Here is a 22,057-nt window from a genome sequence, read left to right as displayed (position 1 = left end):
GGCGACGCGTCCGGTACGCCACCGCCGCCCGCCCCGACCAAGGACGCTCCCGATGGCACAGCTCCCCCTCGCCGATCTCGCCCAGCGCCTGCTGCGCAAACCCGCGCATGCGCTCGACCCCGAGGAGCGGCGCGTCCTCGATTCGATCGATTCCGGCACGATCGTCAGCCGCGACGCCGCCGACGAGGCGGATGCGCGCTCGAGCCTCGGCGACCGGCTTGCCGACCGCGTCGCGGCGGTGGGCGGATCGTGGGGGTTCATCATCGCCTTCACCGTCGTGCTGCTCGGCTGGATGCTGCTCAACACCGACGTGCTCGCGCATTTCGGCATGGCGTTCGATCCCTATCCCTACATCTTCCTCAACCTGATGCTGTCGACGCTCGCCGCGATCCAGGCGCCGGTGATCATGATGAGCCAGAACCGCCAGGCGGCGAAGGACCGGCTCGCCGCCAGCCTCGATTACGAGACCAATTTGCGCGCGGAGCTCGACATATTGCGGCTGCACGAGAAGCTCGACGGGATCGTGCTCGACCGGCTCGCCGCGCTGGAGGCGAAGATCGACGCTCTGGCGAAAAGCGTACCCACCGCCTAAAGGCACAGGATTATTCGCTAGAGGCAGTCATGGCAGGCCATTCCAAGTTCAAGAACATCATGCACCGCAAGGGCGCGCAGGATAAGAAGCGCTCGGGCATGTTCTCCAAGCTCAGCCGCGAAATCACCGTGGCGGCGAAAATGGGGATGCCCGACCCCGACATGAACCCGCGGCTGCGTGCCGCGGTCAACGCCGCCAAGGCGCAGTCGATGCCCAAGGACAATATCCAGCGCTCGATCGACAAGGCGAGCCGCAGCGATACCGAGAGCTACGAGGAGATCCGCTACGAGGGCTTCGGCCCGGGCGGCGTGTCGCTGATCATCGAGGCGCTGACCGACAATCGCAACCGAACCGCGACCAACGTGCGCACCGCGGTCGCCAAGAACGGCGGCAACCTCGGCGCGAGCGGCTCGGTGAGCCATGCCTTCGACCGCGTCGGCCTGATCAACTATCCGGCGAGCGCCGGCGATGCCGAGAAGGTGTTCGAGGCGGCACTCGAGGCGGGGGCCGAGGACGTTTCCTCGTCCGAGGACGGCCACGAGATCTGGACCGCGGTCGGCGACCTGCACGAGGTCGCCAAGGCGCTGGAGCCGGTACTCGGCGAGCCCGAGGGTGCCAAGCTCGCGTGGCGGCCGCAGACGATGGTGGCGGTCGACGAGGGCGATGCGGCGACGCTGTTCAAGCTGATCGACACGCTCGACGACGACGACGACGTGCAGACCGTCTGGGGCAATTACGAAGTTTCCGACGAGGTGATGGAGAAGCTGGGTTGAACCCTTGGCTCTGGCTGGGCCTCGCTGCCGCGATATATTGTTTCGCGCGGGGCGTCGGCGACCTTCGTCGGCGGGCATATGCCTGGGGGCTGGCCGGAATCACTAGCGGAGCCATCATGTTGATGATCCCGAATCCGAACAATGTGGTCTCGATCACTATCCCTGCTCCCGGAGCGTCACGCTGATCATTCTCGGCCTCGATCCCGGGCTCGGCACGACCGGCTGGGGCGTCATCCATGCCGATGGCAACCGGCTGTCGCACATCGCCAACGGGCAGATCCGCACCGATCCGTCGATGCCGCTGCCGCGGCGTCTGTCGAACCTGCATGCGGCGCTGATCGACGTGATCCTCACCGAACGGCCCGATGGCGCCGCGGTCGAGGAGGTGCTCGGCAACACCAATGCGCAGTCGACGCTCAAGCTGGGGCAGGCGCGCGGCGTCGTGCTGCTCGCCGCGGCGGGCAACGGGCTGCATATCGGCGAATATCATCCCTCGACCGTCAAGAAGGCGGTGGTCGGCACCGGCGGCGCCGAGAAACGGCAGATCCAGGCGATGATGGCGGTGCTGCTGCCCGGCGCCAAGCTCGCCGGCCCCGATGCGGCGGACGCGCTGGCGGTGGCGATCACGCATGCGCACCATCTCGCCTCGGCGCAGGGCATGGCGCGGCGGGCAAGGGTGACGGCATGATCGCGCATCTCAAAGGCCGGCTCGAATCGACCGGGATCGATCATGCGGTGATCGACGTCGGCGGCGTCGGCTACCTCATTGGCGCCTCGGCGCGGACGCTGGCGGCGATCGGCCCGGTCGGCGAGGCGGCGATGCTGCATACCGAGATGCTGGTCAGCGAGGATTCGATCCGCCTCGTCGGCTTCGCACGCGCCGAGGAGCGCGATTGGTTCCGGCTGCTCACGGGGGTGCAGGGCGTGGGCTCGCGCGTCGCGCTGGCGATCCTGTCGGCGCTCGACACGGCGGAGATCGCGCGCGCCGTGTCGGCGCAGGACAAGGCGATGGTGGCGCGCGCCAATGGCGTCGGGCCGAAGCTCGCCGAGCGGATCGTGCGCGAACTCAAGGACAAGGTCGGGACGGTCGCGCTCGGCCCGGCGGCGGCGGCGCAGGTGATGCCGGTCGGCGCGGCGGCGGACGCGGTGTCGGCGCTGCTCAACCTCGGCTTCCGCCCCGCCGAGGCGGCGAGCGCGGTCGGCGCGGCGGAGGAGGACCTTGGAACGGGCGCGACGCTCGACGCTTTGGTGCGGCTGGCGCTGCGCAAGGCGGCGAAGTAGTCGCCGCATTGCTGGACGCTCTGGCGAAACGGGACTATATCGGGAACATGACGCAGCTTCACGTCTCCTTGCCGACGAAGACCACGCGATGAATCGATATCTGCCGGGTCGGCCATGATGCCGACGCGGTACGGGTGAAGGCGTCGATCGACGAAGGAAGCGGCTTCAGCTGTCATCGATCGACAGCCCCCGTCCGATCGGTGGCGAGCCGATCGACGATCCGGACCGGTGTCGTCGAGCAAGGCGGGGCGGCCAGGTGGTCACGCTGGCGCGGCATGCAGGGGCGAGCTAGCAACGAAATATTCCCGAGGAGGCTTGCATGCACGTGACCGCAATTCTGAGCCATGCCGACGAGGGGGGCTTTACCGCCTTTAACCCCGAAACCGGCACCGCCACGCAGGGCGAGACGCTCGACGAGGCGCTCGCCAATCTGCGGGAGGCCGTCGAACTGTATCTCGAGGAATTCCCGATGGCGACGCGTGCAGCGCCATTTGTCACCACCTTCGATGTCGCGGTGCATGCCTAAGCTGCCGATCTTGTCGGGTGCGGAGATCATCCGGATGCTGGAACGACTGGGTTTCGAACAGGTGAGGCAGCGCGGCAGTCATGTCGTCCTGCGTCGCGGCGATGTCGGCTGCGTCGTTCCCCTCCACAAGGCCGTGAAGACCGGCACGCTGGCAGGCCTGCTCCGTCAGGCCGGCGTGACGATCGACGAATTGTTGGCAGCCCATTGACCGACGACCGTCTCCTCTCCGCCAGCCGCCGTCCCGAGGACGTCGATGCGGCGCTTCGTCCGCGCAGTCTCGATGAGTTCGTCGGACAGCAGGCGGCGCGCGAGAATCTGCGCGTGTTCATCGAGGCGGCGCGCGGGCGCGGCGATGCGCTCGATCACGTGTTGTTCTTCGGGCCGCCGGGGCTCGGCAAGACGACGCTGGCGCAGATCATCGCGCGCGAGATGGGCGTCGGCTTCCGCGCCACCTCCGGCCCGGTGATCGCCAAATCGGGCGATCTCGCCGCCTTGCTCACCAATCTCGAGGACGGCGACGTGCTGTTCATCGACGAGATCCACCGCCTGCAACCCGCGGTGGAAGAGGTGCTGTATCCGGCGATGGAGGATCGCGCGCTCGACCTGATGATCGGCGAGGGGCCGTCGGCGCGCAGCGTGCGGATCGACCTGCCCAAGTTCACGCTGGTCGGCGCGACGACGCGGCAGGGGCTGCTGACCACGCCGCTGCGCGACCGGTTCGGCATTCCGGTGCGGCTGCAATTCTACACGGTCGAGGAACTGACCCGCGTCGTCACCCGCGCCGCCGGGCTGCTCGACCTCGGCATCGCCCCCGATGGCGCGAGCGAGATCGCGCGGCGCGCGCGCGGTACGCCGCGCATCGCCGGGCGGCTGCTGCGCCGGGTGCGCGACTTCGCCAATGTCGCCGGCACGCCGACCGTCGACCGCGCCGCCGCGGATCGCGCACTCAACCGGCTCGAGGTCGATTCGCTCGGGCTCGACGCGATGGACCGGCGCTATCTGCACATGATCGCCGACATCTATCGCGGCGGGCCGGTGGGCGTCGAGACGCTCGCCGCCGGGCTCAGCGAGCCGCGCGACACGATCGAGGAGGTGATCGAGCCCTATCTGATCCAGCTCGGCCTCGTCGCGCGCACCGCGCGCGGGCGCGTGCTCAATGCGGGCGGCTGGAAGCACCTCGGCCTCAACCCGCCCGCCGGATCGCAGGACGGCCTGTTCGACGTTCCCTGATGATCCGGTGTCGGCCCCGGGGCAGGCTGGCGCGCGGAGATGGCTCATGAGGATCGCGGCGAACCCTTTGGAAATCCCGTCACCCCGTACTCGTTCCGGGGTCCACCGGGCCGCATCTCATCGGCCTGAGCCTCCAACCTTTCTCCTCGCCGCAGAGCGGACCCCGGAACGAGTCCGGGGTGACGGAGTAAGCGTGGATGGCGCGAGGCCAAAATGAACGCGCATGTTCCACCGCACTGCGGTCTGGAGAGCGTTCCCCCTACAAACGCTGTTCGCCGCGCCCCGGACAGGCTAGATCGACCGCCACATTCTTATCCCGGAGCCTCGCGTGATCGCGCTTACCCTCATCCAGATCATCCAGGTGCTGCTGAACGTGCTGTGGTGGATCATCATGATCCAGTTCGTGCTGTCGCTGCTGATCGTGTTCAACGTCATCAACACCTCGAACAATTTCGTCAGCCAGCTGCATTACGGCCTCGATCGGCTGACCGAGCCGCTCTACCGGCCGCTGCGCCGGATCCTGCCCAACATCAGCGGCATCGACCTCGCGCCGCTGGTGGTCCTGATCATCATCCGCATCCTCGACAGCGTCATCCTGCCGAACATCGCGACCAGCCTGCTGGTCAACGGCGCGGTCTGATCCGCCGCCGATGCCGGCCTGGACGATCCGCGACGACGGTCTGCTCGTCGCGATCCGGGTGACGCCGCGCGGCGGGCGCGATGCGATCGCCGCCGGCACCGAAGAGCATCTCGCCGCGCGGCTCGCCGCCGCGCCGGTCGACGGCAAGGCCAATGCTGCGCTGATCGCGCTGGTCGCCAGCACCTTCGGCGTTCCGAAGCGCGCCGTCACGCTGGTCGGCGGCGATACCGCGCGATTGAAGCGGTTGCACGTCGCCGGCGACGCCGCCGCGCTGGCGAAAATCGCCGCCGCGCTTTATGAGACCGCGGCATGACCGCCACGATCATCGACGGCAAGGCGCATGCCCTTGCCCTGCGCACCCGCGTCGCCGCCCATGTCGCGTCCTTCCGCGAGGCCACCGGCCGCGCCCCCGGCCTCGCCGTCGTCCTAGTCGGCGAGGACCCCGCCTCGGCGGTCTATGTCCGCAACAAGGGCAAGGCGACGCGCGACGCCGGCATGGCGAGCTTCGAGCATCGCCTGCCCGCCGACACCGATGCCGCGACGTTGCTGGCGCTGGTCGCGCAGCTCAACGCCGATCCCGCGGTCGACGGCATACTCGTCCAATTGCCGCTGCCGGCGCATATCGATGCGGAAGCGGTGCTGCTCGCGATCGATCCCGACAAGGACGTCGACGGCTTCCACCCGGTCAACGCCGGCCGGCTCGCGATCGGCGCGGAAGGCTTCGTGCCGTGCACGCCGCTCGGCTGCCTGATGCTGCTGAAGGACATCCACCCTAATCTGTCGGGGATAGAGGCGGTGGTGGTCGGCCGGTCGAACATCGTCGGCAAGCCGATGGCACAATTGCTGCTCCAGCAGAGCTGCACCGTCACGATCGTCCACAGCCGCACGCGCGACGTCGCCGCGCATCTGCGCAGGGCGGATATCGTCGTCGCCGCGGTCGGTATCCCGCGCTTCATCCAGGGCGATTGGATCAAGCCGGGCGCGAGCGTGATCGACGTCGGCATCAACCGCACCGACGACGGGCTGGTCGGCGACGTCGACTTCGCCACGGCCAGCGCGGTGGCGGGCGCGATCACGCCGGTGCCGGGCGGCGTCGGGCCGATGACGATCGCCTGCCTGATCCGCAACACCTATGTCTCGGCGTGCCGCCGCGATGGTGTCGAGGCTGCCCTGTGATCGAGCTGTTCGTCTCGACGCTGATCACCTTCTTCGTCATCATCGATCCGCTCGGCTGCGCGCCGATCTACGCCGGCCTGTCGGCGGGCGCCTCGCCGGTGCAGCGGCGCGCGATGGCGATCCGTGCGGTCGGCGTCGCGACGGTGATCCTGCTCGTCTTCGCGCTGGCGGGCGAGGCGCTGCTCAAGGGGCTGGGCATCAGCCTGGCGAGCTTCCGCATCGCCGGCGGCATCATGCTGTTCCTGATCGCGCTCGAAATGGTGTTCGAGAAGCGCACGCAGCGCCGCGAGGATCGCGCCGCCAAGGTGGCGCACGATCCCGAGGCGGACGACGTCTCGATCTTCCCGATGGCGATGCCGATGATCGCCGGACCGGGCTCGATCGCCTCGGTGATGCTGCTCGTCGCGCGCACCAACGGCATCGAGGCGACCTTGGTCGTGCTCGCGGCGATGGGGGTGATCCTGCTGCTGACGCTGGTGGCGCTGCTCGCGGCGGGGCCGCTGATGCGGCTGCTCGGCGCGCGGATCGAGGCGGTGATCACGCGGCTGCTCGGCGTGCTGCTCGCGGCGCTGGCGGTACAGTTCGTGATGGATGGGTTGCAGGTGAGTTTGCGGTAACCGCGGGCGTCCCCCTTTCCTCCCCCTCCGTCAGCGCTTCGCGCTGCCACCTCCCCCTGGCGGGGGAGGACACGGCGCCCTCCCGGCTCAATCCACCTTGAACAAGCGCAGCGGCGAATTGGCCGGCAGCGGCAATGGCGTCAGCCATGCCGGCACCTCGCCATGCGCGAGCTGGTCGTAGAAGCCGCCCGGATTGCGCGCGCGATAGTTGGTCGATTCCGAATGGTTCGGGCAGAGCATCAGCATCGTCGCGCCGTGGCGCCTGATGATTGCATGCGCCTGATCCGCACTTCCGCCGAAGGCATGCTGGACGTCGAGGATCGCGGCGCCGTTGCGGTGATACGGCCCCGCGATCGCGTCGTGATGCGTCACCGTGATCAGCCGCGGCCCGAGGTCGACGAAGGTGAAGATCGTCTGCGCCGGATAGCGGTCGAGCGCCTTCAGCACCGTATAGCGCACGCAGCTCCCGGTCGAACGGTTGACCCGCTTGGTATAGGCGTTGGGGACGTCGACCGGCAGATATTTGATGATCAGTCCGGCGAACAGGCCCGAGACGATCAGGAACGCCGCCACCGTGCCGCCGATCCGCACCGGCCACGAGCGATGTTCGAGCAGCCACGGCAGCACGATCCAGCCGAGCAAGGTCGCGCCCGGCACCGCGAGCAGCTGCGCCGCCGGCCCGGCGCGCACCTGCCACAGCAGCATCAGGCAGGCGAAGGTGACGAACAATGCCACCGCGCTCCAGCCGATCAGCGCCGGCGAGCGCCGCGCCCGCCACGTGCCGAGGATCACGCCGACGACGCCGACGATCGGCAGCGCCGCGATCGGAAAGCCGAGGCGGAACGGATGTTTGTAGATCGGCTTCGCCTCGCGGACGTTGTTCAGCCAGTTCTTCTGGAGCTCGGGCGAGACCCCCTCGGGCCGACCGAGGCATTGCGGGAAGAAATGGACGAACCCCGCCGCGATTCCCGCCCCCGCCGCCACCGCGAGGCCGATGCGCAGCCCCCGCGACGTCGGGTTGAGCCACGCCAGCAGGAACAGCAAAGCCCCCGCCGCGACGGTGACGCTGAGCCACACCGGGGTCAGCGCGTCGCAGCGCATCGCGTAATTCGCGGTCGAGGCGAACGCCGCGAAGCCGATCGCGCTGCCGCCGCCGAGGCTGAGCGCATAGGCCTGCAACCGCCGCGCCTCGCCGCGGTCCCACACCCAGCGCAGCGCGAGGATCGCGCCCGCCATCGCGCAATAGGGCAGCATCTCGAGCCCGATCGCGAGACTGACCGCGCTTGCCAGCCCGACCATCAGCCCGCCGCGCGCGCCTTTGGCATCGCACAGGCCGGCGACGGTGAGGCTGAGCATCGCGAGCTGCCAGCCGTGATGGTCGATCCGCTCGGGCAGAAACATCAGCATCGTCGCCGAGGTGCCGAGCAGGAACAGCAACGCCAGCGGCCACGCGCGCGGATCGATCAGCCGCCGCACCGTCGCCGCGACGCCGAGCATCGCGATCGAGAGCGGCAGCAGCGGCGCGATCCCGCACGCCAGCCGCTCCGCCCAGAAATTGCTGGTGAACAGGCGGAAGAACAGGATCAGCCCGGCGATCGGCAGATCGACGATGCGGCTCCAGTGGATGTCGAAGCCGACCGGCGGATTGAGCCGGTAGTTGCGCAGATCGTACCAATCCTGCCCGGCGAGCCAGGCGCGCACCTGCATCAGCCGCATATTGTCGTCGGTGTCGCCGAGCGACAGCCAGCGGATCAGGTTCCAGTCGTTCCAGACGTACCAGACCATCACCCCGAGCCAGGTGACGAGGGTGAGCGCGATCCAGTGCCGGGCGAGCGCGTCGTCCAGCCGACCGCGGGGAGCTATGTTCAACTGAGCGACTTTCGTTTTGGCCGTTTCGTTCCCGGAGCAATGGCTTTAGGGCGGAGCGGATGGCGAGGGAAGCACCGGCACGACTTGCGGCGATACGCGACAGCGGCATGCTGGGGCAGATGATCCGCTTCGGTATCGCCGGGGGCATCTCGACGCTGATCTATTCGGCGGTCTATCTGCCGCTGACCGCCTGGGTCTTCCCGCGCGAGCATGCGGTCTACGCCGTGCCGTTCGCCTTCGCCGTCGCGGTCACCGCGGGCTTCTTCCTGCACAGCCGCTGGAGCTTCAAGGGCCATGGCACGCGTCGCCGTGGCGGCTGGCAGCAGGCGCAGTTTGTCGGCGTGCAGGCGACCGGCATGGCGCTCAACGCGATCGTCACCTGGATCGGCACCGCGCATTTCGGTCTGCCCGCCTGGGCGCCGCTGTTGCCCGCGGTGGCGCTGGCGACGATCGTCACCTTCATCCTCAATCGCTGGCTGGTGTTCGCTTAATGGATCGCATCGTCTACGACCGTATGGCCGCGCATGATTCCACCCATTGGTGGTATCGCGCGCGACGCGACATCCTCAGCGACTATCTGACCCGCTACGGCGCCTTGTCCAAGGACGCGCGCATCCTCGAGATCGGCTGCGGCACCGGCCACAATCTGCCGATGCTGGCGAGCTTCGGCGAGGTCGATGCGATCGAGATCGATCCCGCCGCGCGCGCGATCGCCAGCGAGCGGCTCGGCCGCCCGGTCGGCGATGCGCCGCTGCCCGACCTGCCCGGCGTCGCGCGCGGATCGTACGACCTCGTCGCGGTGCTCGACGTGGTTGAGCATATCGAGGACGATGTCGCGGCGCTGAAGGGGATGGCGAGCCTGCTCAGGCCGGGCGGCAAGATCCTGATCGCGGTGCCGGCGCACCAATGGCTGTGGAGCGCGCACGACGTCGTGAACCACCACCATCGCCGCTATTCCAAGGCGTCGCTGGTCAAGGCGATCGCGGCGGCGGGGCTCGCGCCGCGCAAGCTCACCTATTTCAATTCGCTGCTGTTCCCGCTCGCCGCGGCGGCGCGGATCGCCGGGCGACTGACGGGCCGCGACGACAGCGACGATTCGCCCCCCGCCAAGCCGCTCAACGCATTGTTCGAGAAGATCTTCCGGCTCGAACGCCACGCGGTCGGCCGCGTGCCGCTGACGCCGGGCGTGTCGATCGTGACGCTGGCGGAGCCGAACTGACCCGAAGGGCGGCTATTCGGCCGCCCGTCGTTCGTCCGGCATCTCGAACTCGGGCGAGGGTTCGGCGGCGTTGAAGCCGAGCGTCGAGCGGCCCTTTACCGGGCCGGCGATGTCGGCGACCAGATAGAGCGGCCGCCGCTTCGATTCGATATAGAGCCGGCCGAGATATTCGCCGATCATGCCGAGGACGAACATCTGTGCCGCCGACAGCACGGTGACGACGAGCATCGTCGAGGTCCAGCCCTGTACCGGCGAGCCTTCGAAAAAGCCCCACAGGATATAGAAGAGCAGCAGCAGCGACGCGCCGGCGAGGATCACCGAGGCGTGGCTGGCGAAACGCAGCGGCGCGGTCGAGAAACCGGTGACCGCGTCGAAGGCGAGCCGCACCATCTTGCCGAGCGGATAATTGGTCTCGCCGGCATGGCGCTCGGCGCGATCGTAGGGAAACGGCACCTGACGGAAGCCGACCCATGCCACCATGCCGCGAATGAAGCGCGCCTGTTCGGGCAGCGACAGCAAGGCGTCGAGCGCGCGGCGGCTCATCAGCCGGAAATCGCCGGTGTCGAGCGGGATCGGCGTGTCGGTGACGCGGTCGAGCACGCGGTAGAAAGCCGCGGCGGTCGCCTTCTTGAAGATCGTCTCGCCCTCGCGCTTGCGGCGCACCGCATAGACGACGTCGGCGCCCTCAGCGCTCATCGTCGCGCGCATGTCGGTGAGCAGTTCGGGCGGGTCCTGGAGATCGGCGTCGATGATGAGGATCTGTTCGCCCGAACACAGATCGAGCCCGGCGGTCAGCGCCAGTTGGTGGCCGTGGTTGCGCGACAGGTTGATCGCGACCAGCCGCGGGTCCTGTTCGCTGAGCCGCTGCATCACCGCCCAGCTGTCGTCGCGGCTGCCGTCGTTGATGAGGACGATCTCGTGATCGTCGCCAACCGCGGCGCGGGCCGCCGCCGCGACCCGCGCGTGCAGCAGGTCCAGGCACGCGGCCTCGTTGTAGCACGGGATGACGACGGACAGGGCGGGACGGTACATGACGCCCCGTCCTTAGCGGCTCACACGCCCGTCATCCATACGTAACGTGGCGGCGCATGGTCGTAGGCGCCACGCGGCGCCTACGACGCGATGCTCAGCTATAGTCCTTGAGCTCGTCGCCGATGATGCGGACGACGTGGAGCACGTTGGTCGACCCCGGCGTCCGGAACGGCACGCCGGCCATCACGATCACCCGGTCGCCCGCCTGCGCGATGCCGGTGCGCAGCGCCATGCGCTTCGCCTTGCCGACCATGTCCTCGAACGATTCGACGTCGCGGGTGTGCACCGCATGCGTCCCCCACAGCAGGCCGAGCCGGCGCGCGGTCTCCTTGCTCGGGGTGAGCACGAGGATCGGCACCGAGGGCCGCTCGCGCGCGATGCGGCGCGCGGTCGAGCCCGAGGTGGTGAAGCAGATGATCGCGGTCGCCGACGTGGTCTTGGCGATCTGCTTGGCGGCTTCCGACAAAGCGTCGGCGGTGGTCGGGTCGGGGCGCGTCACGGTGAAATGGACGCGATCGCCGTGCATCGGATCGCTTTCGACCGAGACGCCGATCGAATTCATCATCGCGACCGATTCGACCGGCCACGCGCCCGCCGCGCTTTCCGCCGACAGCATGATCGCGTCGGCACCGTCGTAGATCGCGGTGGCGACGTCGGACACTTCGGCGCGGGTCGGCGACGGGCTCTGGATCATCGATTCGAGCATCTGCGTCGCGACGACGACCGGGCGGCCGAGCCGGCGCGAGGTCTCGACGATGCGCTTCTGCAACGGCGGCACGGTCTGCGGCGGCAGTTCGACGCCGAGATCGCCGCGCGCGACCATCACGCCGTCGCACATCTCGACGATCTCCTCGAGCCGGTCGATCGCCGCGGGCTTCTCGATCTTGGCGAGCAGGGCCGCCTTGCCGCCGATCAGCTTGCGCGCCTCGGCGAGATCCTCGGGCCGCTGCACGAAGGAGAGCGCGATCCAGTCGACGCCCTGTTCGACCGCGAAGGCGAGGTCGCTGCGGTCCTTCTCGGTCAGCGCCGCCATCGGCAGCACGACGTCGGGGACGTTGAGCCCCTTGTTGTTCGACAGCGCGCCGCCGACCTCGACCAATGTCTCGATCCGGTCGGCGTCATGGTCGGTGACGCGCAGCACCAGCTTGCCGTCGTCGAGCAGCAGGCGCGCGCCCGGTTCGATCGCGGCGAAGATCTCCTTGTGCGGCAGCTCGACGCGGGTGGCGTCGCCCGGCGTCGGATCGCGGTCGAGCACGAAGGTGCTGCCGTGTTCGAGCACGGTGCGCCCGCCCTCGAACTTGCCGACTCGCAGCTTCGGGCCCTGCAGATCGGCGAGGATTGTCGTCGGGCGGTTGAATTCCTGTTCGAGCGCGCGGATCGCCTGGATCACCGCGACCTTGGACTGCTGGTCGCCGTGGCTCATGTTGACGCGGAAGGCGTCCGCGCCCGCCTGGAACAGCGTCGCGATCATCTCGGGGGTGTTGCTTGCCGGACCTAATGTCGCCAGCACGCGAACCTTTCGCGCGCGGGGCGCAATGGCAGTCGTCATAGAAAGGGCTCCTGGGGAATGGCCGCGCTCCCCTCTAGCCCCTATCTAGGACCGATCAACTTCCGAAAGGTTTTCATGACCGACAAACTCGCCGCGCTGCCCGACGCCGTCGCCGCGGCGGCGTTCCGCCGCCTCGTCCGCCACCTGCGCCATCGCACCGATGCGCAGAACGTCGACCTGATGGGCCTGTCGGGATTCTGCCGCAACTGCCTGTCCGACTGGATCGAGGAGGCCGGCGGCCTGAGCAAGGCCGAGGCGCGCGAGACGATCTACGGCATGCCGCAGGCCGAGTGGAAGGCGCGCTACCAGAGCGATGCGACGCCCGAACAGCTCGCCCGCATGGAGGAAAGCCTCAAGCGCAACGAGGGCCGCGACGCCGCGCAGGAGGATGCGCTGGACGAGGCGCTTGACGAGAGTTTCCCGGCGAGCGATCCGCCCGCGATGACCGAGCCCGGCCGGGGTTGAGCCCGGCGGGCTAAGCGCCTAGACGCCCGCCCCTACCGGTCGTGACCGGTATCCTTTCAGCGAATCATATGAGGGCCGCAGGGCGCCTGCGGCGGGGTGGGACAATGGCGGAAGAACGGCAAGACGGCATGGGCGGCGGCCAGGTCGCGGCGGACGAGCTGCGCCTCCTGATCGAGCGCGCCGAGCGGCTCGAGGAAGAGAAGAAGGGCATCGCCGACGACATCAAGGACGTGATGGCCGAGGCCAAGGGCCGCGGCTACGACCCCAAGGCGATCCGCAAGATCCTCTCGATCCGCAAGAAGAAGAAGGAAGAATATCAGGAGGAGGAGGCGATCCTCGAGGTGTACATGCAGGCGCTCGGAATGATCTGATCGCTGGGTGCGGAGATAGCGGCGTGTGGCCGCACCTTTTCTCCCACCCACGCCGTCACCCCGGACTCGTTCCGGGGTCTACCCTGCGGCGAGGAGAATGGCCGGAGCCGTGAGCGCGCGCCTGTGGCCCCGTGGACCCCGGAACCAGTCCGGGGTGACGGGTTTCGAATGGCGCAGTGGCGAGCCTTGATGGGGCACTGGCCATCGGCGAATCACCCCCGGTCGAGCCGCCGGCCCAATCCGACGAACAGATAGATCAGCGGCGGCACCAGAATCGCCGACAGCAGCACCTTGGCGATCATCTGGCCGAGCAGCAGCTCGCCGATCGGGAAGACGCCGGCGAAGGCGATCGTCACGAACAGCAAGGTGTCGACGATCTGGCTGAGCACGCTGGCGATGCCGGCGCGCAGCCAGAGCAGCCCGCTCCCCTCGCGCCCTTTCAGCGCGGCGAAGATCGTCACGTTGAGCGTCTGCGAGATGCCGTAGGCGACGATGCCGCCGAGCCAGATGCGCGGCGTGCCGCCCATCATCAGCGTGAAGGCGTCGCGCCGCGCCGGGTCCATGTCCGCGGCGGCGGGCACCGACAGCACCACCACCGACAGCAGGATCGACACGATCAGCGGCGCGAAGCCGATCCGCACCAGCCGCGTCGCGGTGTCGCCGCCGTGCAGTTCGGCGATCGCGCTCGACACGACGACGAGCAGCAGGAAGGCGAAGATGCCCGCCTCCACCGCGAGCGGGCCGAGCCCGACAAGCGGCCCCAGCGCCGACAGCGGGCCGAGCGCGACCTGTTTGTTGCCGAGCACGCCGGCGATGCAGACCATGCCGCCGTAGAAGATCGAGAAAGCGAAGAGCGAGCGCGGGATAGCGCGAACCGGAGTGTCCATCGCCGCGACGCTAGCGGCTTTCGCCCGGCCTGCAAACCGCGCGCGGGGCGGCCGGTGCGGATAGCCATTCCCACGCAGGCGCGCGACGGGTAACGTCGCCCGCGGAGAAGAGGATGCCATGGCCGATCCGCACGACGACCAGACCGCCCACGCACAGGATGCCGCCCCCGGCGCGCCCGATCTCGCCGAGCTCCAGCATTGGACCTGGGTGATGGGCCGCGCGCAGCAGATGATGATGGAGCAGGGCCTGGGCCTGATGACGGCGGGCGGCGCGCTGCCCGACGCGGCGCCCTCCCCGCTCGTCAATCCCGCGCTGGTCCGCCAGACGCAGGATTACTGGCGCGACAATCTGGCGCTGTGGCAGCGCTTCGTCGATCCCGCCGCGGCGGTGCCGCCGCCGCCGCAATCGGACGGCGACGCGCGCGATAAGCGTTTCACGGCGGCGGCGTGGCGCGACGATCCCTGGTTCGACTGGATCCGCCGCAGCTACAATCTGATCGCCGACCATATGCTGCGCGGCGTCGACGCGCTCGACGGCGTGCCCGAGCGGCAGAAGGAGCAGTTGCGCTTCGCCGCGCGCGGGCTGGTCGAGGCGATGAGCCCGTCCAACTTCCCGCTGACCAACCCCGAGGTGGTCGAGAAGACGATCGCGACCAAGGGGCAGAACCTGCTCGACGGGCTCAGGAACATGCTCGCCGACATCCAGAAGGGCCAGCTCACCCATACGTCCGAGGGCGCGTTCGAGGTCGGCCGCAACCTGGCGACGACGCCGGGCAAGGTGGTCAAGCGCACGCCGCTGTACGAGCTGATCCAATATACGCCGACCACCGACCGCGTCATGACGACGCCGCTGGTGATCTTCCCGCCGTGGATCAACCGCTTCTACATCCTCGATCTGACCCCCGAGAAGAGCTTCATCCGCTGGGCGGTGGAACAGGGCATCACCGTCTTCATGGTGTCGTGGAAGTCGGCGGACGCGTCGATGAAGGACGTGGTGTGGGACGATTACGTCACCGCGCAGGTCGACGCGGTCGACACGATCCGCGCCGCGCTCGACGTGCCGGCGGTGCATACGATCGGCTATTGCGTCGCCGGCACGACGCTGGCGGCGACGCTGGCCCTGCTCGCCGCGCGCGACGAGGCGGACAAGGTCGCCAGCGCGACCTTCTTCACCGCGCAGGTCGATTTCGCGCAGGCCGGCGAATTGCAGCATTTCGTCACCGACGAGCAACTGGCGCTGATCGGCACCTTGTCGCCGCAGGGCTTCCTCGACGGGCGCTACATGGCCGCGACGTTCAACCTGTTGCGCGGGCGCGACCTGATCTGGAACTACGTCACCAACAATTATCTGTTGGGGTCCGACTATACCCCGTTCGACCTGCTTCACTGGAACGGCGACACCACCAACCTGCCGGCGAAATGGCATCTGTCGTACCTGACCGATCTGTATCGCGACAATCTGCTCGTCCAGCCCGGCGCGATGTCGGTGGCGGGCGAGGCGCTCGATCTTCGCCGGGTGACGACGCCGGCCTATGTCCAGGCGGGGCGCGAGGATCATATCGCACCGGCCGACAGCGTCTGGCGAATCACCCATTTGCTGCGCGGGCCGCTGCGCTTCGTGCTCGCCGGATCGGGGCATATCGCGGGCGTGGTGAACCCGCCGGCGGCGGGCAAATACCAATATTGGACCAACGAATCGGGTGCCCAGAGCCTCGCCGAATTCGTCGCCGGCGCGACCGAGACGAAGGGAAGCTGGTGGCCGGACTGGCTCGCCTGGTTGCGCGCGATCGACGGCGACACCGTCGCCGCGGCGGACGCACGGCTGCCCGGCACGGGGGCGCTGACCGCGCTTGGCGAGGCACCGGGAGACTATGTCCGCGCGCGGTAACGCTATCATGCTGCACCGCAACAAATTTAGTTGAAAGTGAGGGCGATACCGACTATTGTGCGTTGCAGCATAATAGCTGGAGTAGGATCGATGGACGATACCGTCCCGAAGTCGCCGATCACGCCCGCCCGCCGTGGCGCCGGCGCCGCGCGTGGCGCCGATAGCGCCGCCGCCCCGTCCCAGCGTTCCAAGATCAAGCCGACCGGCAGGAAGCCGGCTGCGGTGCGTGCGCCCGAGCCGGCGACCGCATCGCTTCCCGTCGTGCCCGCCGCCGTCCCGGTCGCGGTCGCGCCGATTGTCCCACCCGCAGCAAAGGAAGTTCCCATGGAAACGATCGAGAACGTCACCGCCACGACCCAGACCGCCTTCACCGATGCGACCGACCGCGCCAAGGGTGCCGTCGACAAGAGCCAGAAGCTGCTCCAGGAGGCCAGCGAGTTCGGCAAGGGCAATATCGAGGCGCTCGTCGAATCGTCGAAGATCGCCGCGCGCGGCCTCGAGACGCTCGGCCAGGATGCCGCCGCTTATGCCAAGAAGTCGTTCGAGGAGGCCGCCACGGTCGCCAAGACGCTGACCTCGGTCAAGTCGCCGACCGAATTCTTCAAGCTGCATTCGGATTACGTCCGCTCGTCGTTCGACGCGCTCGTCCAGCACAGCTCTCACAATGCCGAAGCGGTGCTGAAGCTCGCCGGCGAAGTCGTGCAGCCGCTGTCGAACCGCGTCGCGCTCGCCGCCGAGAAGCTGAAGGTCGCGGCGTAAACGTCCATTCGATCCAGAGCAAAGGGGCGGCCGCAGCGATGCGGTCGCCCTTTTCCTGTTCCAAGCCCTTGCTCCGCGCGCCCGGCGTGCCATATTTCGGCGATCACCATGACAGTTGAAGCGATCACGATGGCCGAACGCCGCGACGATGGAACGGATGAGGGCACCGGCCTCGCCACCAAGACCCGGACGCGGACCAAGCAGCCAACGCCGTACCGCGTATTGATGCTCAACGACGACTATACGCCGATGGAATTCGTCGTCCTGTGCCTGCAACGCTTCTTCCGGATGAACATGGAGGAGGCGACGCGGGTCATGCTGCACGTCCATCAGAAGGGCGTCGGTGTCTGCGGCGTGTTCTCCTACGAGGTCGCCGAGACCAAAGTCGGGCAGGTCATGGACTTCGCCCGCCAGAACCAGCATCCGCTGCAATGTACGCTGGAGAAGGCGTAAACGCCCGACGGGCCGCCGTCGCCGTTATCGCGCGCCCGGCAGCCAGCTGAAGTCGAGACCCGCCGCGCGCGCGGTGTCGCGCGCGGTGTGATGCGCGGTCCGCACCAACATGGTTTCGTCGACGAAGGTCATCCGGCCGCCGTCGCGCGCGATCATCCCATCGTCCTGCAACTGGCGCAGCATGCGGTTGACGTGCACCGCGGTGAGCCCGGTGGCATCGCCGATCTCCTCCTGCGTCAGCCCGAGCTGGAAGGTATTGCCGGCGGTGCCGTCGACGATGCGCAGCCGGTTGCGGATGTCGATCAGCAGCGCCGCGACGCGCGCCTTGGCCGAGGTGCGGCCGAGCCCGGCGAGCCGGTCGGTGAGCGCGACGCGTTCGATCTGGTCGACCGCGATCAGCAGCGCGGCGAGTCGGGGATGATCGGCGCTGAGCGTGCCGATCGCCGCCCGCTCGACCGGCGCGACGGCGCATTCGGTGAGTGCGATCACCGTTTCGGGCGAGTTGCGATAGACCAGCCCCGCCATCGCCACCAGGTCGCCGCGGAACAGGAACCGCAGGATCTGGCGGCTGCCGTCGGGCAGGATGACATAGCTCATCATCGTGCCGCGTTTGACCACGAACAACTCCGGGGATTTGTCGTGTTCGCGCAGCAGCACCGCGCCGCGGCGCAGCGTCCGTTCGCGCTGTTCGAGGCTGTCGAGGGCCGCCTTCTCATTGTTCGACAGGTCGATCAGTTCGCCGAGGCGCTCGGCGAGGCAACTGGTCGTCACGCTGTTGAAATCCCCCAATTAATCGATTCTGGGTAGCAGCAACCCAAGTCGGTGCATTAAAATCAATCAACAAGCCGGGTTAAAGTTGGTTATGCGGGTGCGATCGTCCATCGCCGCATTCGCGTCTTGCGCGGGCGCGGCGGCGCGTTAGACGACGGGGATGGACCGTATCCTCATCCGTGGCGGCAATCGCCTGTCGGGCCGCCTGCGCATCTCGGGCGCCAAGAACGCCGCGCTGACGCTGATGCCCTGCGCCTTGCTTACCGACGAGCCGCTGACGCTGCGCAACCTGCCGCGGCTCGCCGACGTCGACGGTTTCGGGCATCTGCTCAACCAATTGGGCGCCTCGACGCGGATCGAGGGGACGCGGCCGGAGGATTTCGGCCGGGTGATGACGATCCGCGCCGGCAAGCTCACCTCGACCGAGGCGCCCTACGATATCGTCCGCAAGATGCGCGCATCGATTCTGGTGCTCGGCCCGGTGCTGGCGCGCGCCGGCGAGGCGACGGTGTCGCTGCCCGGCGGCTGCGCGATCGGCAATCGCCCGATCGACCTGCACCTCAAGGCACTGGAGGCGATCGGCGCCGAGCTCGAAATGGCGGCGGGCTATGTCAAGGCGACCGCGCCGGGCGGGCGACTGACGGGCGGGCGCTATCGCTTCCCGGTGGTGTCGGTCGGCGCGACCGAGAATGTCGTGATGGCGGCGGTGCTGGCCAAGGGCAGCAGCGTGATCGAGAATGCGGCGCGCGAGCCCGAGATCGTCGACCTGTGCAACTGCCTCGTCGCGATGGGCGCGAGGATCGAGGGGATCGGCACCGAGACGCTGGAGATCGAGGGTGTCGACCGCCTCCACGGCGCGACCTATGCAGTGATGCCCGACCGGATCGAGGCGGGCAGCTATGCCTGCGCCGCGGCGATCACCGGCGGCTCGCTCGAGCTGCTCGGCGCCAATGCCGCCGACATGCAGGCGACGATCGACGCGCTGCGCGAGGCGGGCGTGACGGTGACCGAGACGCGCGACGGCGTGTCGGTCGAGGCGAATGCGCCGCTCGGCCCGATCACATTGTCGACCGCGCCCTATCCGGGCTTCGCCACCGACATGCAGGCGCAGTTCATGGCGATGCTGTGCAAGGCGTCGGGCGCCAGCGTGCTGACCGAGACGATCTTCGAGAACCGCTACATGCACGTGCCCGAGCTGGCGCGGATGGGCGCCGACATCCAGGTCCACGGCCGTACCGCGGTGGTCAAGGGCGTCGACCGGCTGGTCGGCGCGCCGGTGATGGCGACCGACCTGCGCGCGTCGATGAGCCTGATCCTCGCCGGGCTGGCGGCGGAGGGCGAGACCTCGGTCGCGCGCGTCTACCACCTCGACCGCGGCTACGAGCGGCTGGAGGAGAAGCTTTCCGCGGTCGGCGCCGACATCGAACGCGCCAGCGACGGGTGACCCCAAATTCCTCCCTCGCGAAGCGGGGGAGGGGGACCGCCGGCCGCAGGCCGGTGGTGGAGGGGGCGTCTCCGCAAACGCGACGTTCGCCGTATCCTCCCCCTCCGTCACGCCTTCGGCGCGCCACCTCCCCCTGGCGGGGGAGGAATTTGGAAGTCTGAGAACCCCCACCCCCGACGAATGGTGCATGGCACCCTGCCCCGGCATCTGTTAGCCCTGCTGTCATGCCCAGTTCGGCCGCCGCATCCGCCCGTGAGATCCTGACCCGCCTTCACGACGTGATGGCGGGTCGCAACCCGGCGCAGGCCAAGCTCAACGCCGTCGTCGGCATCATCGCCGAGGCGATGGATAGCGAGGTCTGCTCGATCTATCTGCTGCGCGAGGGCGTGCTCGAACTGTTCGCGACGCGCGGGCTCGACCAGGCGGCGGTCCACGTCACCAAGCTGGCGCTCGGCGAGGGGCTGGTCGGCTCGATCGCCGAGGATGTCGAGGTGCTCAACCTCGACGAAGCGGCGAGCCACCCCGATTTCGCCTACAAGCCCGAGACCGGCGAGGAACGCTATCACAGCTTTGCCGGCGTGCCGATCATCCGCCGCGAGCGCGCGGTCGGCGTGCTCGCCGTCCAGCACAGCGAGCAGCGCAAATATCAGGACGTCGAGATCGAGGCGTTGCAGACCGTCGCGATGGTGCTGTCGGAACTGATCGCCAACGCCGGGCTGATCGACAGCGCGACCGCCGGCAGCGACCGGCCGCAGTCGACCGCGGCGGTGCGCCTGCCCGGGCAGAAGCTGGTCGAGGGCATGGCCTCTGGCCACGCCGTCTTCCATCAGCCGCGCATCGTCGTCGAACATACCGTCGCCGAGGATACCGACGCCGAGCGCCACCGCGTCTATGCCGCCTTCGACAAGATGCGCGAACAGATCGACCGGATGACGCGCGAGGCGGAATTCGGCGTCGGCGGCGAGCATGAGGAGGTCCTCCAGACCTACAAGATGTTCGCCTATGACGAGGGCTGGGCGCGGCGGATCAACGAGGCGATCGATTCGGGGCTCACCGCCGAGGCCGCGATCGAGCGCGTCCAGCAGCGCACCCGCCAGCGCATGCGCCAGATCGACGATCCGCTGCTCGCCGACCGGATGCACGATCTCGAGGATCTGGCCAACCGGCTGCTGCGCATCGTCTCGGGCCAGATGGGCACGGCGGCGCAGATGGGGCTGCGCCAGGATACGATCCTGATCGCGCGCAACCTCGGCCCCGCCGAATTGCTCGAATATGACAAGCGGCGGCTGAAGGGGGTGATCCTGGAAGAAGGGTCGCTCACCGCACATGTCACGATCGTCGCGCGCGCGATGGGCGTGCCGGTGCTAGGGCGCGTCCGCGACGTCCGCCGATTGATCGCCGAGGGCGATCTGCTGCTGCTCGATTCGGTTGCCGGCAACGTCTTCGTCCGCCCGTCGGCGGCGATGGAGGAGGCGTTCGAAGCCAAGCTCGCGATGCGCCAGAAACGCAAAGCCGCCTTCGCCGCGCTGCGCGACGTGCCGCCGGTGACCAAGGACGGCCACCGCGTCACGCTGATGGTCAACGCCGGGCTGCGCGACGACGTCGCCGCGCTCGACGTGACCGGTGCCGACGGCATCGGCCTGTTTCGCACCGAATTCCAGTTCCTCGTCTCGGCGACGCTGCCGCAGCGCGAGCGCCAGCAGCGGCTCTATCGCGAGGTGCTCGACGCGGCGGGGACGCGCCCGGTGATCTTCCGCACCGTCGACATCGGCGGCGACAAGGCATTGCCCTATCTCAACAAGGAAGATGCCGACGAGGAGAATCCGGCGATGGGCTGGCGCGCGCTGCGGCTCGCGCTCGACCGCGACGGCCTGATGAAGGTGCAGGCGCGCGCGCTGATCGAGGCGGCGGCGGGGCGCACGCTCAACGTCATGTTCCCGATGGTGTCGGAGGCGTGGGAATTCGCCGAGGCCAAGGCGCTGTTCGAGGCGCAGCGCGTCTGGCTCGACGCGCGCGGCCGTCGGCCGCCGCTGGCGATCCGCTATGGCGCGATGCTCGAAGTGCCGGCGCTCGCCGAGCAGCTCGACCTGCTGCTGCCCGACATCGACTTCCTGTCGGTCGGCACCAACGACCTCACGCAATTTTTATTCGCGGCCGATCGCGCCAATCCGCGGCTCGCCGAACGCTACGACTGGTTGAGCCCGTCGATCCTGCGCTTCCTGTCGCGGGTGATCGGGCCGTGCCGCGACGCGGGCGTCGACCTCGGCGTCTGCGGCGAGATGGGCGGGCGGCCGGTCGAGGCCATGGCGTTGATCGGATTGGGAATCGATCGGCTGTCGATCACCCCGGCGGCGATCGGGCCGATCAAGGCGATGGTGCGCAGCCTCGATCATGGCGCGGTCCAGCGCTTCGTCGCCGAGCTGATCGCGCGTCCGCCGCGCGACATGCGCGGCGCGCTGACCGAATGGGCGGCGCAGCACGGCGTCGATCTGGCCTGAAAGGCTGCCGAACCGCG

25 protein-coding genes are annotated in these 22,057 nt (G+C 68.4%); 20 read left to right on the top strand and 5 right to left on the bottom strand.

From position 1 onward, the window contains the following. Window positions 1-52 precede the first annotated feature (52 nt). The 11 genes from AC07U4_RS10100 (at window position 53) to AC07U4_RS10050 (ending at window position 6,835) form a co-directional block, all read left to right on the top strand. A complete protein-coding gene (locus tag AC07U4_RS10100) occupies window positions 53-592 on the top strand; it encodes a DUF1003 domain-containing protein (RefSeq protein WP_038664242.1) in 540 nt (179 codons plus the stop codon). 29 nt (window positions 593-621) lie between these two features. Then, window positions 622-1,365, top strand: coding sequence for a YebC/PmpR family DNA-binding transcriptional regulator (locus AC07U4_RS10095; protein WP_038664245.1), 744 nt, complete (start codon window positions 622-624; stop codon window positions 1,363-1,365). Window positions 1,366-1,546: 181 nt separating this feature from the next. Continuing rightward, entirely contained in the window at window positions 1,547-2,053 is a 507-nt protein-coding gene (gene ruvC, locus AC07U4_RS10090; RefSeq protein WP_038664248.1) for a crossover junction endodeoxyribonuclease RuvC, read from the top strand. Next, on the top strand, window positions 2,050-2,646 hold the full coding sequence (gene ruvA / locus AC07U4_RS10085) for a Holliday junction branch migration protein RuvA (RefSeq protein WP_495195333.1): 597 nt from the start codon (window positions 2,050-2,052) through the stop codon (window positions 2,644-2,646). The genes ruvC and ruvA overlap by 4 nt, the downstream gene beginning before the upstream one ends. A 319-nt stretch (window positions 2,647-2,965) precedes the next feature. Then, a complete protein-coding gene (locus tag AC07U4_RS10080) occupies window positions 2,966-3,172 on the top strand; it encodes a type II toxin-antitoxin system HicB family antitoxin (protein WP_495179535.1) in 207 nt (68 codons plus the stop codon). Further along, window positions 3,165-3,380, top strand: a complete 216-nt coding sequence (locus AC07U4_RS10075; RefSeq protein WP_038664256.1) for a type II toxin-antitoxin system HicA family toxin — start codon at window positions 3,165-3,167, stop codon at window positions 3,378-3,380. The genes AC07U4_RS10080 and AC07U4_RS10075 overlap by 8 nt, the downstream gene beginning before the upstream one ends. After that, entirely contained in the window at window positions 3,377-4,402 is a 1,026-nt protein-coding gene (gene ruvB, locus AC07U4_RS10070; protein ID WP_495179536.1) for a Holliday junction branch migration DNA helicase RuvB, read from the top strand. The genes AC07U4_RS10075 and ruvB overlap by 4 nt, the downstream gene beginning before the upstream one ends. 328 nt (window positions 4,403-4,730) lie before the next feature. Then, window positions 4,731-5,042: a YggT family protein gene (locus AC07U4_RS10065; RefSeq protein ID WP_038664261.1), complete on the top strand. Its 312-nt coding sequence runs from the start codon at window positions 4,731-4,733 to the stop codon at window positions 5,040-5,042. A 10-nt stretch (window positions 5,043-5,052) separates the two neighbouring features. Further along, complete coding sequence (locus AC07U4_RS10060; RefSeq protein ID WP_322848373.1) at window positions 5,053-5,355, top strand: DUF167 domain-containing protein; 303 nt, start codon at window positions 5,053-5,055, stop codon at window positions 5,353-5,355. Further along, window positions 5,352-6,218: a bifunctional methylenetetrahydrofolate dehydrogenase/methenyltetrahydrofolate cyclohydrolase FolD gene (gene folD, locus AC07U4_RS10055; RefSeq protein ID WP_495195332.1), complete on the top strand. Its 867-nt coding sequence runs from the start codon at window positions 5,352-5,354 to the stop codon at window positions 6,216-6,218. Before AC07U4_RS10060 ends, folD begins: the two co-directional genes overlap by 4 nt. After that, window positions 6,215-6,835, top strand: a complete 621-nt coding sequence (locus AC07U4_RS10050) for a MarC family protein (protein WP_038664271.1) — start codon at window positions 6,215-6,217, stop codon at window positions 6,833-6,835. Before folD ends, AC07U4_RS10050 begins: the two co-directional genes overlap by 4 nt. An 87-nt stretch (window positions 6,836-6,922) precedes the next feature. Here AC07U4_RS10050 and AC07U4_RS10045 read toward each other — a convergent pair whose 3' ends face one another. Then, entirely contained in the window at window positions 6,923-8,704 is a 1,782-nt protein-coding gene (locus AC07U4_RS10045) for an AcrB/AcrD/AcrF family protein (RefSeq protein ID WP_495195331.1), read from the bottom strand. Between the two features lie 59 nt (window positions 8,705-8,763). On the opposite strand from AC07U4_RS10045, the gene AC07U4_RS10040 reads away from it, so the two are divergent. Together AC07U4_RS10040 and AC07U4_RS10035 are read left to right on the top strand one after the other, a co-directional pair. Next, complete coding sequence (locus AC07U4_RS10040) at window positions 8,764-9,195, top strand: GtrA family protein (protein ID WP_081974442.1); 432 nt, start codon at window positions 8,764-8,766, stop codon at window positions 9,193-9,195. Beyond that, entirely contained in the window at window positions 9,195-9,923 is a 729-nt protein-coding gene (locus AC07U4_RS10035; RefSeq protein WP_495195330.1) for a class I SAM-dependent methyltransferase, read from the top strand. Before AC07U4_RS10040 ends, AC07U4_RS10035 begins: the two co-directional genes overlap by 1 nt. Window positions 9,924-9,935: 12 nt before the next feature. Here the strand turns inward: AC07U4_RS10035 and AC07U4_RS10030 are convergent, their stop codons facing one another. Together AC07U4_RS10030 and pyk are read right to left on the bottom strand one after the other, a co-directional pair. After that, a complete protein-coding gene (locus tag AC07U4_RS10030; RefSeq protein WP_495195329.1) occupies window positions 9,936-10,955 on the bottom strand; it encodes a glycosyltransferase family 2 protein in 1,020 nt (339 codons plus the stop codon). Window positions 10,956-11,049: 94 nt separating this feature from the next. Next, entirely contained in the window at window positions 11,050-12,504 is a 1,455-nt protein-coding gene (gene pyk, locus AC07U4_RS10025; protein WP_038664282.1) for a pyruvate kinase, read from the bottom strand. A 75-nt stretch (window positions 12,505-12,579) separates the two neighbouring features. Between pyk and AC07U4_RS10020 the strand changes: the two genes are divergently transcribed. After that, the gene (locus tag AC07U4_RS10020) at window positions 12,580-12,969 is read left to right on the top strand and encodes a DUF1244 domain-containing protein (RefSeq protein WP_495195328.1); all 390 of its coding nucleotides are present in this window, start codon (window positions 12,580-12,582) and stop codon (window positions 12,967-12,969) included. A 104-nt stretch (window positions 12,970-13,073) separates the two neighbouring features. Then, window positions 13,074-13,340: a DUF2312 domain-containing protein gene (locus AC07U4_RS10015; protein ID WP_052075679.1), complete on the top strand. Its 267-nt coding sequence runs from the start codon at window positions 13,074-13,076 to the stop codon at window positions 13,338-13,340. A 212-nt stretch (window positions 13,341-13,552) separates the two neighbouring features. On the opposite strand, the gene AC07U4_RS10010 is transcribed toward AC07U4_RS10015, so the two are convergent. Then, window positions 13,553-14,227, bottom strand: a complete 675-nt coding sequence (locus tag AC07U4_RS10010) for a queuosine precursor transporter (RefSeq protein WP_038664288.1) — start codon at window positions 14,225-14,227, stop codon at window positions 13,553-13,555. 118 nt (window positions 14,228-14,345) lie between these two features. Here AC07U4_RS10010 and AC07U4_RS10005 point away from each other — a divergent pair, with 118 nt between their 5' ends. The 3 genes from AC07U4_RS10005 (at window position 14,346) to clpS (ending at window position 17,327) form a co-directional block, all read left to right on the top strand. Beyond that, window positions 14,346-16,115 carry a PHA/PHB synthase family protein gene (locus AC07U4_RS10005; protein WP_495195327.1) on the top strand — a complete coding sequence of 590 codons (1,770 nt, stop codon included), beginning with the start codon at window positions 14,346-14,348 and terminating at the stop codon, window positions 16,113-16,115. A gap of 90 nt (window positions 16,116-16,205) precedes the next feature. Continuing rightward, window positions 16,206-16,874, top strand: coding sequence for a phasin family protein (locus AC07U4_RS10000; protein WP_038664293.1), 669 nt, complete (start codon window positions 16,206-16,208; stop codon window positions 16,872-16,874). Between the two features lie 129 nt (window positions 16,875-17,003). Further along, window positions 17,004-17,327 carry an ATP-dependent Clp protease adapter ClpS gene (clpS, locus tag AC07U4_RS09995; RefSeq protein ID WP_038664297.1) on the top strand — a complete coding sequence of 108 codons (324 nt, stop codon included), beginning with the start codon at window positions 17,004-17,006 and terminating at the stop codon, window positions 17,325-17,327. 24 nt (window positions 17,328-17,351) lie between these two features. On the opposite strand, the gene AC07U4_RS09990 is transcribed toward clpS, so the two are convergent. Then, complete coding sequence (locus AC07U4_RS09990; protein ID WP_495179544.1) at window positions 17,352-18,098, bottom strand: Crp/Fnr family transcriptional regulator; 747 nt, start codon at window positions 18,096-18,098, stop codon at window positions 17,352-17,354. Window positions 18,099-18,258: 160 nt separating this feature from the next. Between AC07U4_RS09990 and murA the strand changes: the two genes are divergently transcribed. After that, window positions 18,259-19,542, top strand: coding sequence for a UDP-N-acetylglucosamine 1-carboxyvinyltransferase (murA, locus tag AC07U4_RS09985; protein ID WP_038664300.1), 1,284 nt, complete (start codon window positions 18,259-18,261; stop codon window positions 19,540-19,542). A 224-nt stretch (window positions 19,543-19,766) separates the two neighbouring features. Next, entirely contained in the window at window positions 19,767-22,040 is a 2,274-nt protein-coding gene (ptsP, locus tag AC07U4_RS09980; RefSeq protein ID WP_137899484.1) for a phosphoenolpyruvate--protein phosphotransferase, read from the top strand. Window positions 22,041-22,057 lie beyond the last annotated feature (17 nt).

It is taken from the genome of Sphingomonas sp. GW821-FHT02B09, from assembly GCF_059421875.1.
Note: the sequence above shows the minus strand (reverse complement) of the source record. Positions and strands in the feature narration are given on the sequence as shown.

What these genes read in the sequence shown, in the direction of transcription:
- pyk (WP_038664282.1), bottom strand. Translation starts at nt 12,504, where the DNA reads ATGACGACTGCCATTGCGCCCCGCGCGCGAAAGGTTCGCGTGCTGGCG.
- AC07U4_RS10035 (WP_495195330.1), top strand. Translation starts at nt 9,195, where the DNA reads ATGGATCGCATCGTCTACGACCGTATGGCCGCGCATGATTCCACCCAT.
- AC07U4_RS10075 (WP_038664256.1), top strand. Translation starts at nt 3,165, where the DNA reads ATGCCTAAGCTGCCGATCTTGTCGGGTGCGGAGATCATCCGGATGCTG.
- AC07U4_RS10060 (WP_322848373.1), top strand. Translation starts at nt 5,053, where the DNA reads ATGCCGGCCTGGACGATCCGCGACGACGGTCTGCTCGTCGCGATCCGG.
- ruvA (WP_495195333.1), top strand. Translation starts at nt 2,050, where the DNA reads ATGATCGCGCATCTCAAAGGCCGGCTCGAATCGACCGGGATCGATCAT.
- AC07U4_RS10010 (WP_038664288.1), bottom strand. Translation starts at nt 14,227, where the DNA reads ATGGACACTCCGGTTCGCGCTATCCCGCGCTCGCTCTTCGCTTTCTCG.
- AC07U4_RS10000 (WP_038664293.1), top strand. Translation starts at nt 16,206, where the DNA reads ATGGACGATACCGTCCCGAAGTCGCCGATCACGCCCGCCCGCCGTGGC.
- AC07U4_RS10020 (WP_495195328.1), top strand. Translation starts at nt 12,580, where the DNA reads ATGACCGACAAACTCGCCGCGCTGCCCGACGCCGTCGCCGCGGCGGCG.
- AC07U4_RS10040 (WP_081974442.1), top strand. Translation starts at nt 8,764, where the DNA reads ATGGCGAGGGAAGCACCGGCACGACTTGCGGCGATACGCGACAGCGGC.
- AC07U4_RS10080 (WP_495179535.1), top strand. Translation starts at nt 2,966, where the DNA reads ATGCACGTGACCGCAATTCTGAGCCATGCCGACGAGGGGGGCTTTACC.
- AC07U4_RS10015 (WP_052075679.1), top strand. Translation starts at nt 13,074, where the DNA reads ATGGCGGAAGAACGGCAAGACGGCATGGGCGGCGGCCAGGTCGCGGCG.
- AC07U4_RS10005 (WP_495195327.1), top strand. Translation starts at nt 14,346, where the DNA reads ATGGCCGATCCGCACGACGACCAGACCGCCCACGCACAGGATGCCGCC.
- murA (WP_038664300.1), top strand. Translation starts at nt 18,259, where the DNA reads ATGGACCGTATCCTCATCCGTGGCGGCAATCGCCTGTCGGGCCGCCTG.
- clpS (WP_038664297.1), top strand. Translation starts at nt 17,004, where the DNA reads ATGGCCGAACGCCGCGACGATGGAACGGATGAGGGCACCGGCCTCGCC.
- AC07U4_RS10095 (WP_038664245.1), top strand. Translation starts at nt 622, where the DNA reads ATGGCAGGCCATTCCAAGTTCAAGAACATCATGCACCGCAAGGGCGCG.
- AC07U4_RS10030 (WP_495195329.1), bottom strand. Translation starts at nt 10,955, where the DNA reads ATGTACCGTCCCGCCCTGTCCGTCGTCATCCCGTGCTACAACGAGGCC.
- folD (WP_495195332.1), top strand. Translation starts at nt 5,352, where the DNA reads ATGACCGCCACGATCATCGACGGCAAGGCGCATGCCCTTGCCCTGCGC.
- ptsP (WP_137899484.1), top strand. Translation starts at nt 19,767, where the DNA reads ATGCCCAGTTCGGCCGCCGCATCCGCCCGTGAGATCCTGACCCGCCTT.
- AC07U4_RS10100 (WP_038664242.1), top strand. Translation starts at nt 53, where the DNA reads ATGGCACAGCTCCCCCTCGCCGATCTCGCCCAGCGCCTGCTGCGCAAA.